The organism is Methylovirgula sp. 4M-Z18, assembly GCF_037890675.1.
GTDB lineage: Bacteria > Pseudomonadota > Alphaproteobacteria > Rhizobiales > Beijerinckiaceae > 4M-Z18.
Genome location: NZ_CP149574.1, coordinates 895932 through 908660, shown reverse-complemented (window position 1 = coordinate 908660; position 12729 = coordinate 895932). Strand labels below are relative to the sequence as shown.

Annotated in this window: 12 protein-coding genes; 7 read left to right on the top strand and 5 right to left on the bottom strand. The window is 61.5% G+C overall.

Annotated features, from left to right (window positions below):
• Positions 1 to 8 precede the first annotated feature (8 nt).
• The 4 genes from V9T28_RS04125 to V9T28_RS04110 form a co-directional block, all read right to left on the bottom strand.
• The gene (locus tag V9T28_RS04125) at positions 9 to 2375 is read right to left on the bottom strand and encodes a xanthine dehydrogenase family protein molybdopterin-binding subunit (RefSeq protein ID WP_116400978.1); all 2367 of its coding nucleotides are present in this window, start codon (positions 2373 to 2375) and stop codon (positions 9 to 11) included.
• Between the two features lie 309 nt (positions 2376 to 2684).
• Positions 2685 to 3173, bottom strand: a complete 489-nt coding sequence (locus tag V9T28_RS04120; RefSeq protein ID WP_116400977.1) for a (2Fe-2S)-binding protein — start codon at positions 3171 to 3173, stop codon at positions 2685 to 2687.
• A 335-nt stretch (positions 3174 to 3508) separates the two neighbouring features.
• A complete protein-coding gene (locus V9T28_RS04115) occupies positions 3509 to 3958 on the bottom strand; it encodes a CoxG family protein (protein ID WP_116400976.1) in 450 nt (149 codons plus the stop codon).
• A gap of 90 nt (positions 3959 to 4048) precedes the next feature.
• A complete protein-coding gene (locus tag V9T28_RS04110; RefSeq protein WP_116400975.1) occupies positions 4049 to 4570 on the bottom strand; it encodes a flavin reductase in 522 nt (173 codons plus the stop codon).
• A gap of 388 nt (positions 4571 to 4958) precedes the next feature.
• Between V9T28_RS04110 and V9T28_RS04105 the strand changes: the two genes are divergently transcribed.
• From V9T28_RS04105 to V9T28_RS04080, 6 genes are all read left to right on the top strand, one after another.
• Positions 4959 to 5873: an ABC transporter permease subunit gene (locus V9T28_RS04105; protein ID WP_116400974.1), complete on the top strand. Its 915-nt coding sequence runs from the start codon at positions 4959 to 4961 to the stop codon at positions 5871 to 5873.
• Between the two features lie 2 nt (positions 5874 to 5875).
• On the top strand, positions 5876 to 7399 hold the full coding sequence (gene livM, locus V9T28_RS04100) for a high-affinity branched-chain amino acid ABC transporter permease LivM (protein ID WP_245424102.1): 1524 nt from the start codon (positions 5876 to 5878) through the stop codon (positions 7397 to 7399).
• Entirely contained in the window at positions 7399 to 8307 is a 909-nt protein-coding gene (locus tag V9T28_RS04095) for an ABC transporter ATP-binding protein (protein ID WP_116400973.1), read from the top strand. The genes livM and V9T28_RS04095 overlap by 1 nt, the downstream gene beginning before the upstream one ends.
• Complete coding sequence (locus V9T28_RS04090) at positions 8304 to 9068, top strand: ABC transporter ATP-binding protein (RefSeq protein WP_116400972.1); 765 nt, start codon at positions 8304 to 8306, stop codon at positions 9066 to 9068. The genes V9T28_RS04095 and V9T28_RS04090 overlap by 4 nt, the downstream gene beginning before the upstream one ends.
• Positions 9068 to 9439, top strand: coding sequence for a DUF6867 family protein (locus V9T28_RS04085; protein WP_116400971.1), 372 nt, complete (start codon positions 9068 to 9070; stop codon positions 9437 to 9439). The genes V9T28_RS04090 and V9T28_RS04085 overlap by 1 nt, the downstream gene beginning before the upstream one ends.
• A 146-nt stretch (positions 9440 to 9585) precedes the next feature.
• Positions 9586 to 10704, top strand: a complete 1119-nt coding sequence (locus V9T28_RS04080) for a branched-chain amino acid ABC transporter substrate-binding protein (protein WP_116400970.1) — start codon at positions 9586 to 9588, stop codon at positions 10702 to 10704.
• 55 nt (positions 10705 to 10759) lie between these two features.
• On the opposite strand, the gene V9T28_RS04075 is transcribed toward V9T28_RS04080, so the two are convergent.
• The gene (locus tag V9T28_RS04075) at positions 10760 to 11491 is read right to left on the bottom strand and encodes a cytochrome c biogenesis CcdA family protein (protein WP_116400969.1); all 732 of its coding nucleotides are present in this window, start codon (positions 11489 to 11491) and stop codon (positions 10760 to 10762) included.
• A gap of 142 nt (positions 11492 to 11633) precedes the next feature.
• On the opposite strand from V9T28_RS04075, the gene V9T28_RS04070 reads away from it, so the two are divergent.
• Positions 11634 to 12620, top strand: a complete 987-nt coding sequence (locus V9T28_RS04070; protein WP_116400968.1) for a P1 family peptidase — start codon at positions 11634 to 11636, stop codon at positions 12618 to 12620.
• Positions 12621 to 12729: the final 109 nt, after the last annotated feature.

Sequence of the window (12729 nt, the reverse complement as noted above, 5' to 3'; positions counted from 1 at the left end):
GTCTCTCCTTATTCCGCAGCTTGTTTCTGGACGGCCTGTTGCGCCGCGCGCCAGACGGTTTGAGGGGTTGCAGGCATGGCCACATTTTCATGGCCGACCGCATTGGTGATGGCGTTGATGACGGCGGGCGGCGCGGCAATCGCACCGGCCTCTCCGCAGCCCTTGATGCCGAGCGGGTTCGACGGGCAGCGCGTCTGCGTCATGCCGATTTCGAAGCTCGGCAGATCGTCGGCGCGCGGCATGCAATAATCCATGAAGCTCGCCGTGAGCAACTGCCCGTCCTTGTTGTAGACCGCGCTTTCGGTGAGCGCCTGGCCGACGCCTTGCGCGATGCCGCCATGCACCTGGCCTTCGACGATCATCGGATTGATGAGCTCGCCGAAATCATCGACCGCCGTCCATTTTTCAATGCGGGTGACGCCGGTTTCGGGGTCGACTTCCACCTCGCAGATATGCACACCGGCGGGGAAGGTGAAATTCGTCGGATCGTAGAACGCACTCTCCTTGAGGCCCGGCTCCAATTCCTGGCCGTTGAACTTATGCGCGATATAGGCTTGCAGCGCGATCGAACCGAAATCGATGGACTTGTCGGTTCCCTTCACAGTGAACTTGCCATCCTTGAATTCGATATCGTCGGCAGAGGCTTCAAGCACATGACCGGCGACTTTCTTGGCTTTCGTCTCGATCTTGTCGAGCGCCTTGACGATGGCCGACATGCCGACCGCACCGGAGCGCGAGCCATAGGTGCCCATGCCCATCTGCACTTTGTCGGTGTCGCCATGGACGATCGACACATTCTCGAGCGGAATGCCGAGACGGTCGGAGACAAGCTGCGCGAAGGTCGTCTCGTGGCCTTGGCCATGGCTGTGCGAGCCGGTCAGAATCTCGACCGTGCCGATCGGATTGACGCGCACCTCGGCCGATTCCCAGAGGCCCACGCCAGCGCCGAGCGACCCGACCGCTGCGGACGGCGCGATGCCGCACGCTTCGATATAGGCGGAGAGACCGATGCCGCGCAATTTGCCGCGCTTCGCCGACTCGCTCTTGCGCGCTGCGAAACCCTTATAATCGCTGAGCGCCAAGGCTTTCTCGAGCGCCGCACCGTAATTGCCGGCATCATAGCACATGATGACGGGCGTCTGATGCGGGAAGGTCGTGATGAAGTTCTTGGCGCGGAAGGCCGCCGGATCTTCGCCCAATTCGCGCGCCGCCACCTCGACCAGACGCTCGACCACGAAAGTCGCTTCCGGCCGACCCGCACCGCGATAGGCATCGACCGGCGCCGTGTTGGTCAGCACCGCATCGACCTCGGCATAGATCGCCGGAATGTCGTATTGGCCCGACAAAAGCGGCGCGTAGAGATAGGTCGGCACCGAGGAGGCGAAGGTCGACAAATACGCGCCGAGATTGGCGATCGTGTGCACCCGCAAGCCGATCATTTTGCCGTTTTCGTCGGTCGCGAGTTCCGCATGGGTGACATGGTCGCGGCCATGCGCATCCGCGAGGAAGCTTTCGGTACGCTCCGCCGTCCATTTCACCGGCCGGCCGACTTTCTTTGCCGCCCAGACGCAGACGGTTTCCTCGGCATAGATGAAGATCTTCGAGCCGAAGCCACCGCCGACATCCGGCGCGATCACCCGCAATTTATGTTCGGGCGCGATGCCGATGAAAGCGGAGAGAACGAGCCGCGCCACATGTGGATTCTGGCTTGTGGTGTAGAGCGTGAACGTCTCGGTGCCAGCGTCGTAATCGCCGACCGCGGCGCGCGGCTCCATCGCATTGGGAATGAGGCGGTTGTTGACGATGTCGAGCTTGGTGACATGCTTGGCACGGGCGAAGGCCGCGTCGCTTGCGGCCTTGTCGCCCAAGTGCCAATTGAACACTGTATTGTTCGGCACATCGGCATGCACTTGCGGTGCGCCATTCGATGCCGCGCTGGCCGTATCGGCCGCTGCCGGCAAGACGCCGTAATCGACCTCGACCAATTCTGCCGCGTCGCGCGCCTGTGGGTAAGTGTCGGCGATGATGACGGCGACATGGTCGCCGACATAGCGCACCTTGCCTTGGGCCAGCGCCGGATGCGGTCCCGCCTTCATCGGCGAACCATCCTTCGAATGAATCATCCAGCCGCAGATCAGGCCGCCGATCTTGTCGGCGGCAATGTCCTCGCCCGTGAGCACCGCCAAAACGCCGGGCGCGTCGAGCGCCGCGCTCGCATCGATCTTGTTGATCGTCGCATGCGCATGCGGCGAACGCAGAAAATAGGCGTAAGCCTGGCCGTAACGATTGACGTCGTCGGTATATTGGCCTTTGCCTGTGATAAAGCGGAAATCTTCCTTGCGGCGAACTGAAGCGCCAATGCCGGTCGCACTCATAAGGTCTCTCCCTGGGGAATTCGTTGTTTCTCAAGCTTTTGAACCGTCATTGCGAGCGAAGCGAAGCAATCCATCTCCCTACCGCGCCAGACATCCACTCATTATGGTTTGCCAGGATTTTGACGCTCGGATTGCCTATGTTTGGTTGCTCACAAGTAATGGCTCCAACTGTGGAAAAACGTCTGCGGGAGTGGATGGATTGCCTCGTCGCTCCGCTCCTCGCACCCAACTCGGGCTTGCCCGAGTTGGGCATTTTGAAATGTTGCGAGCCCGTGCAAGCACGGCTCGCAATGACGGTGAGAGCAAGCTCTACTCCGCGGCCTTCGCCGTTGCGCCCATCGCGGCGGCGCCGGCTTTCACGGCCTTCACAATATTGTGGTAGCCCGTGCAGCGGCAGATATTGCCTTCGAGTTCTTCGCGGATCGTGTGCTCGTCGAGATCGTTGCCGAGGCGGTTGACGATGTCGATTGACGACATGATCATGCCGGGCGTGCAGAAGCCACATTGCAGGCCGTGATTGTCGCGGAACGCTTCCTGCATCGGATGCAGCACCGTCCCATGCGCCAGGCCTTCGATCGTCGTCACATGCGCGCCTTCGAGCGACAAAGCGAGCGCGGTGCAGGATTTGATCGCGCGGCCATCGACATGCACGACGCAGGCGCCGCATTGCGACGTATCGCAGCCGACGTGGGTCCCGGTGAGGCGGAGATGTTCCCGCAAGAATTGCACCAGCAACGTTCGCGGATCGACATCCGCGGCAACTTTTTTCCCGTTCACGACCATGGAAACGCGGGCCATAGCTTCCTCCACAAAGCGCCGCACATATTGCGGCAACGTCACCGTTTAACGCGGATACCGGCAGGCGTGGACAATTGCAGAACCGCTGCGCCCGGCGGCCTGCCTCGTAAGAGAGGAATGAAGGTCAGAGCCTCCTCGGCCCCATTCGCTCTTTTGAAGGCAGTTCAAGCATTTGGTGTCGGCGAGGAGTGTGGAACCGGACGCGCGCAGCGTCAAGTGTGTCCGCCTTGCCGCAAGCCTATTTCGTTCCCCCAAAAAAGAGCATGTGCCATGCGCGGGCACGGCACAAACCCTCACATCCAGAGATTCGATTCTTAAGGCTTAGAACCTTGGGACTATTTGTGCACCGCGGCAGAGAAATTCGTGAAAAACTGGTCCGCCAATTTTTTTGCCGTGCCGTCGATCAACCGGGCGCCGAGCTGGGCGATCTTGCCGCCGACATTGGCCTCGACATTATAGCTCAGTACGGTGCCGCCTTCGGCCGCATCGCTCAATTTGACGGCGGCGCCGCCCTTGGCGAAACCGGCAATGCCGCCCTGCCCTTCGCCGTTGATCTTGTAACCGTTCGGCGGGTCGAGATCGGTCAGTTCCACATTGCCTTTGAACGTGGCGCTGACCGGGCCGATCTTGAGCTTCGCGATGGCGGCGAAGCCATTATCGCTCGTGCGCTCCAGCGACTGGCAGCCGGGAATGCAGGCCTTCAAGATCTCGGGATCATTCAGCGCTTTCCAAATGGTCGGGCGGTCGGCTGGCAGCGTGACCTCTCCGGTCATGGTCATGGCCATGGGCGATTCCTCTACTTGTCTCATATAGACACAGGCTGACGATAGCGCCGCGACCGGCCACCCGGCAAGCCGATTAGCTGCAGACCAGATCTACACGGATTTGAATTGTCGCCGGACGTAGCACAGGCCCTCTTCGCCGCCGGCGAAAATGTGCGCGCTGGTCACCGCGCCGATCATCACGTGATGGGTGGCGATCAGCCGCGTCTCGGTCAGCCGGCATTCGAAGGCCGCGACGGCGGAGCGCAGGATCGGGGGACGGGGCGGTTGGAGCCGCCACGCACCGTGATCGAACCGCGCCGCCCCTCGCACCCCCGTGCGACCGGCAAAGACCTCCGCCAAAGTCGCATCGCGCCCGCTCAGCACATTGACGCTGAAGACGCCATTCTCGCGGAAGACATGCACTGAACCGCTCGTTTGGCTGATGCTGACGAGCAAAGTCGGCGGCGTATCAGAGATCGAGACGACCGCGCTCGCGGTCAGCCCGCCGAGGCCGGCAGGGCCATCGGTCGCCAAAATATGCACGGCCGAGGGCACGAGGCTCATCGCGTCGCGAAAATGGGCGCTGGCGCGATCCTCTGCGTCGGCGATGGTACTGTCGTTCGAAATGGTCATTTTTCCACTGCCAAGCTGCACCTCAATTTGCCTTAAATTTGGCCTGCAATGCCCAAAAACCCATGACCACCCTATTTCCCGGCGCAGAATTGGCAATAGACATAAAACCGATTTTTTTGACTGATTTTGCCCCCAAATTGAGCCCCGACGCCTTCATTTTTGCCAAAATGCATCGAACTGGCACAAAAAGTGAGTTTTTGACAAAAATATGTCCACCAACGATTGCAGGCGCCCGCATCCCTTGCTAGCTTGAATTTAAGGGTCAGGCATGGGGTAGATGCATAACTCACGGCCGTCGCGAAGATGGCCCATAACGTGCTTGAAGGCATGGGGTGACGTCGGAACTGGAAACATCCAGCACGGCGAAAAGGGGAGTCACAATCAGCGAATGGAAAGTTTCCTTCAGCAGCTGGTCTACGGGCTGACGCTCGGATCGATCTACGGCTTGATCGCCATCGGCTATACGATGGTCTTCGGCATTATCGGCATGGTGAACTTCGCGCATGGCGACGTCTTCATGCTTTCCTGTTTCGTCGCACTGATCGTGTTCATGGTGCTGACGCAAATGTTCGGCATCACTTCGCTCGCGCTGATTTTTGTCGTGGTGATGGTGGCCGCCATGGTGCTCACGTCGCTGTGGAACTGGACGATCGAACGGGTCGCCTACCGCCCCTTGCGCGGTTCGTTCCGCCTTGCGCCGCTGATCTCGGCGATCGGCGTTTCGATCTTCCTCAGCAATTTCGTGCAAGTGGTGCAGGGCCCGCGCAACAAGCCGTTGCCGCAGAGCCCGCAGATCCCGGAAGATGTCTTTCACCTTACAGCCAATGTAACGATTTCGTACAAGCAGTTGCTGATCTGGATCGCAACGGCCGTGGTGCTCGCCGTCTTCTGGTATATCGTGCAAAAGACGCCCTTGGGGCGCGCGCAGCGTGCCTGTGAGCAGGATCGCAAAATGGCGTCGCTGCTCGGCATCGACGTCGACCGCACCATCTCGCTGACCTTCGTGATCGCGGCCGCGCTCGCCGCCTTCGCCGGCGTGCTGTTCATGACCTATTATAACGTCATCAACTTCGCCGACGGTTTCATTCCCGGTGTGAAGGCCTTCACCGCGGCGGTGCTCGGCGGGATCGGCTCGCTGCCCGGCGCCGTGCTCGGCGGTATTCTCATCGGCCTGATCGAGCAAATGTGGTCGCATTTCTTCTCGACCGACTATAAAGATGTCGCGGCGTTTTCGATCCTGGCGATTACGCTGATCTTCATGCCCTCCGGCCTGCTCGGCCGTCCTGAAGTGGAGAAGGTGTGATCATGGCCAGCGACGTCACAGTCTCCTCCAACCCCGTTGTCGAAGCCTTCAAAAAGGCAGCCTTCGCCGGCGTCGTCACGCTCGGGCTCTCGTTCCCGATCATCATGCTGCACGCGATCGAAGACATCTCGAACCAAATGATTTTGGAATACAGATGGTCGCTCGGTCCGTTTGCCGCCCTGATGATCTTCGCCCTCATTTTCGTAGGCAGTCTCCTCAGCGGCATCACGCGTGCGGTCGCCATCGTCGCGATGCTCTATGTTGCGTGGCTCATCGGCTGGGCGTGGTTCGGCGAGACCAATGCCATTTCCGTCACGTCGGTGAAATGGTTCGTCATCCTTCTGGTTGCCGTGGCCGGCATCACATGGTTTGTGCAGACATCGGAAACGACCGGCACCTCGCCGGCTGCGCAAGCGGGCCAAGTGCTGAACCCGATCAAGCCGCTGATCCCATTTGTCGGGTTTGGCCTCGCAATCGCCTTCCCGTTCCTTGTGCTCGTGATCCGCGGCCCGGGCGAGATCGGCAAGTGGGTCGGCACCTACGGCATCCTGGTCATGATCTACATCATGCTGGGCTGGGGCCTCAACATCGTGGTCGGCCTCGCCGGTCTGCTGGACTTGGGATACGTCGCCTTCTATGCGGTCGGCGCCTATTCCTACTCGCTGCTCTCCACCACATACGGCCTCTCGTTCTGGATCTGCCTGCCGGTCGCCGGGTGTCTCGCGGCCTTCTGGGGCATTATCCTCGGCTTCCCGGTGTTGCGCCTGCGCGGCGACTATCTCGCCATCGTCACGCTGGCCTTCGGTGAGATCATCCGCGTCGTGATCATCAATTGGTCCGATCTCACCAACGGCTATGCCGGCATCAGCGGCATTCCGAAAGTGACCTTCTTCGGCCTGCCTTTCTCTCGCGGCGAAGGGAGTTTCGAATCGACGTTCGGTCTCGATGGCAGCCAACTGGCCAATCACCGCACGATTTTCCTATACTTCCTGATCCTCGGGCTGGCGCTCATCACCAATTTCGTGACGCTGCGCCTGCGCAAACTGCCGATCGGGCGGGCTTGGGAAGCGCTGCGCGAGGACGAAATCGCCTGCCGTTCGCTCGGGATCAACACCACCAACACCAAGCTCACGGCCTTCGCGCTGGGCGCGATGTTCGGCGGCTTTGGCGGCAGCTTCTTTGCTGTGAAACAGGGCTTCGTCTCGCCCGAGAGCTTCACCTTCATCGAATCGGCGACGATCCTCGCCGTGGTTGTGCTGGGCGGCATGGGCTCGCAAGCGGGCGTCGCGCTCGCTGCGCTGTTCATGATCGGCGGCACCGAATATTTGCGCGAACTCGATTGGACCAAGGACGTCTTCGGTCCGAACTTCGATCCGACCCAATACCGCATGTTGCTGTTCGGGCTCGGCATGGTGGTGATGATGCTGTGGCGGCCGCGTGGCCTGATCGGCACACGCGAACCATCGATATTCCTAAAGGAGAAGAAAGCAGTGTCGGGTTCTCTCGTTCAAGAGGGTCATGGCTGATGCGCTGGAAAACTGATCCTCTCCTCGTCGTCGAACATTTGACCATGCGGTTCGGCGGCCTCGTTGCCAACAACGACGTCAGCTTTACCGTGGGGCGCGGCGACATCACCGCCCTCATCGGCCCGAACGGCGCCGGCAAGACCACAGTGTTCAACTGCATCACCGGCTTCTACAAGCCGACTGAAGGGCGCCTTGCTTTCGCACGCGAAGGCATTGCAGCGCAGGCGGATGTGGAAGCCCTGACGCGCACGGGCTCAAAAAGCATGAAGGCCGCGCAAGGCGAAATCTTCCTGCTGGAGCGCATTCCGGATTTCGAGATCTCGGCGCATGCGCACATCGCCCGCACGTTCCAGAACATCCGCCTGTTCAAAGGCATGACTGTTCTGGAGAACCTGCTGGTCGCACATCACAATCCGCTGATGATCGCTTCGGCCTTCACGGTCGGCGGCCTCCTCGGCTTGCCGAGCTATCGCCACCGCGAGGCCGAAGCGGTCGAGCGTGCGAAATACTGGCTGGGAAAGATTGAGCTTCTCAACCGTGCCGACGATCCGGCCGGCGATCTGCCCTACGGCGCCCAGCGGCGTCTCGAAATCGCCCGCGCCATGTGCACCGATCCGGTGATGCTCTGCCTCGACGAACCCGCGGCCGGCTTGAACCCCAAGGAATCGGGCGAGCTCAACGCGCTGCTGCGCATGATCCGCGACGAGCACAAGACATCGCTGCTCCTGATCGAACATGACATGTCGGTGGTCATGCAGATTTCCGACCATGTCGTCGTGCTCGAATATGGCCAGAAGATCTCCGACGGCACGCCGGCCGAGGTGCGCAACGATCCAAGGGTGATCGCGGCCTATCTCGGCGTGCAGGAAGAAGAAGAAGCGGCAGTGGAAGCGGAGCTGGGCGCATGAGCATGGCAATGATGAGTGACGCGCCCAAGGCGAGAGCAACCGGCAAGCCGCTTCTGGCCGTGCGCGGCGTCGAAACCTTTTACGGCAGTATTCGCGCCCTCAAGGGCGTCGATCTCGATGTGAACCAGGGCGAGATCGTGACCGTAATCGGCGCCAACGGCGCCGGCAAGTCAACGCTGATGATGACGATCTTCGGCAATCCGCGCGCCCGCAGCGGCACGATCACATACGACGGCAAGGACATCACGAAACTGCCGTCGCATCAGATCGCGCGCATGGCGATCGCGCAATCGCCTGAGGGACGCCGGATCTTCGGCCGCATGACGGTCTACGAAAATCTGCAGATGGGCGCGTCGATCAACAAATTCGCGACTTTCAATGAAGACCTCGAGCGGATGTTCGCGATCTTCCCGCGCCTCAAGGAGCGTGCGCAGCAGCGCGGCGGCACGCTTTCGGGCGGCGAGCAGCAGATGCTGGCGATCGCCCGCGCACTGATGAGCCGGCCGCGCCTCCTGATGCTGGACGAGCCCTCGCTCGGCCTCGCCCCGCTCATCGTGAAGATGATTTTCCAGGTCATCAAGGAGCAGAACGAAAAGGAAGGCCTCACGGTGTTTCTGGTGGAACAGAATGCCTATCACGCCTTGAAACTGGCGCACCGCGGCTATGTAATGGTGAACGGCGAAATCACCATGTCTGGCACGGGCAAGGAACTGCTGGCGAAGCCGGAGATTCAGTCCGCTTATCTTGAGGGAGGTCACTGATGGCGGGTCTCATTTACGGCACCAGCCCCAACGCGTTCTGGGTGTTCATCGGTCTCACGCTCGTCCTCGGTGGGGCGGGCGCCTGGGCGACGGGACGCGCGACAGCGCAGACCTGGCGGCCCATCTCGCAGATCGTCGTGTACATGGTCATTCTCGCTGCGGCCGTGCAGTTTCTGCATTATGCGCTGTTTCAGGAGACGTTGCTGGCGCTCGGTCCTTACCTCACCAATTTCGTCATCCTGCTCGCCGCCGCACTGTTCGGATACAAGCAGGCGCGCGCCGATCAGATGGCCACGCAATATTCCTGGGCCTTCGAACAGGCCGGCCCCCTCGGCGTGCGGGAAAAAGCGTCGTCACCTACATCAAATTGATTACGAATGACGAGCCGAGCCAATGGCAGCCGGCTCGTTTTTCTGGTGACTCTTGTTTCAAAAAGGGCAATCATTGCCCCTTAGGGACGGGAGTCGTCCGTGTTCTTGCGACTAACGTCCAAGATCAACCAAAGGGGAGTAGTCTTATGAAGAAAGTTTGGATGTCCGGCCTCGTCCTTGCGGCGGGCTTGGCTTATGCCGGGGCGGCCAGCGCCGACGTGAAATTGGGTGTCGCTGGCCCGATCACCGGCGCCAACGCTGCCTTCGGCGCACAGCTGACCAACGGCGCGCAGCAGGCGGTGGATGACATCAATGCCAAAGGGGGCGTTCTCGGCCAGAAGCTCGTCATCGAACAGGGCGACGACGTTTCCGATCCGAAGCAGGGCGTGTCGGTGGCCAACAAATTCGTCGGCGACGGCGTCAAGTTCGTGATCGGCCACTTCAACTCCGGCGTGACGATGCCGGCTTCGGAGGTCTATCAGGACGCGGGTGTCCTGGTGATCACGCCGTCGGCAACCAATCCGAAGATCACCGAGCGCGGCATGTGGAACGTGTTCCGCACCTGCGGTCGTGACGATCAGCAAGGCGCTGTCGCCGGCAAGTACATCCTCAACGATCTGAAGGGCAAGAAGGTCGCCTTCATCCACGACAAGACCACCTACGGCAAGGGCCTTGCCGACGAAACCAAGAAGGTCGTCAACGCTGGCGGCGTGACCGAGGTGCTCTACGAAGGCGTCAACGCCGGTGAAAAGGACTATTCGGCGATCGTGTCCAAAATCAAGGACTCGGGCGCGGAAATCGTCTACTGGGGCGGCCTGCAGACGGAAGGCGGCTTGATCGCCCGCCAGATGCATGACCAGGGCGTGAAGGCCGTGATGATGTCCGGCGACGGCATCACCTCGGACGAATTCGCGGCGATCGGCGGCGACGCCGTGATCGGCACCCTGATGACCTTCCCGCCGGACCCGCGCAAGCGCCCAGAAGCAGCTGCAGTCGTGAAGGAATTCGAGGCGAAGAAGTTCAACCCGGAAGCCTATACGCTGTATAGCTATGCTGCTGTGCAGGTCGTCGTGCAGGCGGCAGAAGCAGCTAAGTCACTTGAGCCGGAAAAGGTAGCCGAGAAGATGCACTCGGGCATGGTCTTCCATACCGCCATCGGCGACCTTTCCTACGACAAGAAGGGTGATATCACCCGTCCGGACTATACGCTCTACACCTGGAAGAAGGGCGACGACGGCAAGATCACCTATTTCCAGAACAACTGATCGCTTGACGATCGGCATTGAGAAACCCGCCGGCGACGGCGGGTTTTTTTTTGCTCTATCCCAATGCGCTCAGCGCCGGAAACGTCTGCAGCAGCCATTGCGACATGCTCTGCATGCCCCCGGTCAGGAAGGCGATGCCGGTGACGACCAGCAGGCCCCCGACCACCTTCTCGACCAGGCCGAAATGGGCGCGGAAGCGCTTGAGGAAAGAGACGAACGGCCCCATCGCGCACGCGGCGAGCACAAACGGTACGCCGAGTCCCAGGGAATAGACGCCCAACAGCAACGCACCGTGCCATGCCGTCGCCTCGGACGCCGCAATGCTCAAAATCCCGACCAGGATCGGCCCGATGCACGGCGCCCAGCCGAAGGCGAAGGTCAGGCCCATAACATAGGCGCTCCACAAGCCCGGCGCATGCGCGGTCTGGAATCGCGCCTCGCGGTACAAGAGCGCGACGCGGAACAGGCCGAGAAAATGCAGGCCCGCGACGATCAGAAACACGCCTGCCGCAAAGCCGAGCCAATAGAGATAGGGGCCGACGAGCGCCTGAAAGCCGAAGGCGGCAGCGCCGAGCGCGGTGAACACCGTCGAGAAGCCGAAGACGAACAGCACGCCGGCGAGCACCGCGTCCTTGCGCGCTTCGGCCTCGCCGTGCTCCGCGAGATCCTCGAGCGTGGTGCCGGCAAGAAAGCACAAATAGGGCGGCACGAGCGGCAGCACGCACGGGCTCAGGAAGGAGAGGAGCCCCGCCAGCGCCGCCGCCGGCAACGTAATGTCATGCGTCATGAACCATTATCCCTAACAACATCTCTCAAACGTGCATCGCATCGGCAAACGGCTTTGCCTATGCTAGAAACTTGAGACTTCATAGCGGCGGATGCGAAGCGGAGAAAGTCTTGAGCGCGCCAACTCGCGATCTCGTGATCGCATGAGAAATCTGATTACCGACATCGCCGGCATCGTGGTCGGCAACGCCGGCGATGCGGCGCTTGCCTCGGGCGTGACCGCGCTGATCTTCGAGACACCAGCTGTTGCGTCGATCGCGATTCACGGCGGCGCGCCGGGCGTACGTGACGCCGCGCTGCTCGAACCGGAGATGACGGTCGCCGCCGTCGACGCGCTGGTGCTGTCCGGCGGCTCGGCTTTCGGCCTCGACGCGATGGGCGGCGTCCAGGCGCATCTGCGTGCGCTCGGGCGCGGCCTCGCCGTGGGCGAGGCGCGCGTGCCGATCGTGCCGGGCGCGATCCTGTTCGATCTCACCAACGGCGGCGACAAAGCCTGGGGGATGCGACCGCCCTATTGGGATCTTGGTCTTGCCGCCGCCCGCGCCGCCGCAGCGGACTTTGCCCTTGGCAGTGTCGGCGCGGGTCTCGGCGCGCGGGTCGCCGGCCTCAAGGGCGGCCTCGGCTCGGCGAGCGCGCGGACCAGCGCCGGCTTCACGGTTGGTGCGTTGGCCGCGGTCAATGCCCTCGGCCAGGCGACGATCGGATCGTCCAAACATTTCTGGGCCGCACCCTATGAGCAGGGCGCCGAGTTCGGCGGCCACGGCCCGCCACATCCCTTCCCCGCCGACGCGCTGGCGATGCGCCTGAAGAGCGACGCGCCTGAGAACACGACGATCGCCATCGTGGCGACCGATGCCAAACTCACCAAGGCGCAAGCCAAAAGGCTCGCCGTGCAGGCGCAGGACGGGATGGCGCTGGCGCTGCGTCCCGCCCATGCCGTGCTCGACGGCGACGTGGTGTTCGCGGCCGCGACCGGCGCGCGCGAGGTCGAGCCGAGTTTGCGCGACCTCACCGAGATCGGCCTGATCGCCGCCGAATGCCTCGCCCGCGCCATTGCCCGCGGCGTCTTTAGCGCAACGGCGCTTCCTTTCCCGGGCGCCCTGCCCGATTGGCGCGGCAAATACGGCTAGGGCATCGCGCCGAAAAATGATGCTGACTTTCGACAAATCGCTGCAACAACAGCAGGTTACACCAGAAAAATCCGCCTTATGCGTTCCTTATGCGCCTGGCATGCCTTCC

Bases quoted from the DNA above. Each gene is read 5' to 3' on its own strand.
- V9T28_RS04105 (WP_116400974.1), top strand. From the start codon at position 4,959: ATGGAAAGTTTCCTTCAGCAGCTGGTCTACGGGCTGACGCTCGGATCG.
- V9T28_RS04125 (WP_116400978.1), bottom strand. From the start codon at position 2,375: ATGAGTGCGACCGGCATTGGCGCTTCAGTTCGCCGCAAGGAAGATTTC.
- V9T28_RS04090 (WP_116400972.1), top strand. From the start codon at position 8,304: ATGAGCATGGCAATGATGAGTGACGCGCCCAAGGCGAGAGCAACCGGC.
- V9T28_RS04120 (WP_116400977.1), bottom strand. From the start codon at position 3,173: ATGGCCCGCGTTTCCATGGTCGTGAACGGGAAAAAAGTTGCCGCGGAT.
- V9T28_RS04080 (WP_116400970.1), top strand. From the start codon at position 9,586: ATGAAGAAAGTTTGGATGTCCGGCCTCGTCCTTGCGGCGGGCTTGGCT.
- V9T28_RS04085 (WP_116400971.1), top strand. From the start codon at position 9,068: ATGGCGGGTCTCATTTACGGCACCAGCCCCAACGCGTTCTGGGTGTTC.
- V9T28_RS04095 (WP_116400973.1), top strand. From the start codon at position 7,399: ATGCGCTGGAAAACTGATCCTCTCCTCGTCGTCGAACATTTGACCATG.
- V9T28_RS04070 (WP_116400968.1), top strand. From the start codon at position 11,634: ATGAGAAATCTGATTACCGACATCGCCGGCATCGTGGTCGGCAACGCC.
- V9T28_RS04075 (WP_116400969.1), bottom strand. From the start codon at position 11,491: ATGACGCATGACATTACGTTGCCGGCGGCGGCGCTGGCGGGGCTCCTC.
- livM (WP_245424102.1), top strand. From the start codon at position 5,876: ATGGCCAGCGACGTCACAGTCTCCTCCAACCCCGTTGTCGAAGCCTTC.
- V9T28_RS04115 (WP_116400976.1), bottom strand. From the start codon at position 3,958: ATGGCCATGACCATGACCGGAGAGGTCACGCTGCCAGCCGACCGCCCG.
- V9T28_RS04110 (WP_116400975.1), bottom strand. From the start codon at position 4,570: ATGACCATTTCGAACGACAGTACCATCGCCGACGCAGAGGATCGCGCC.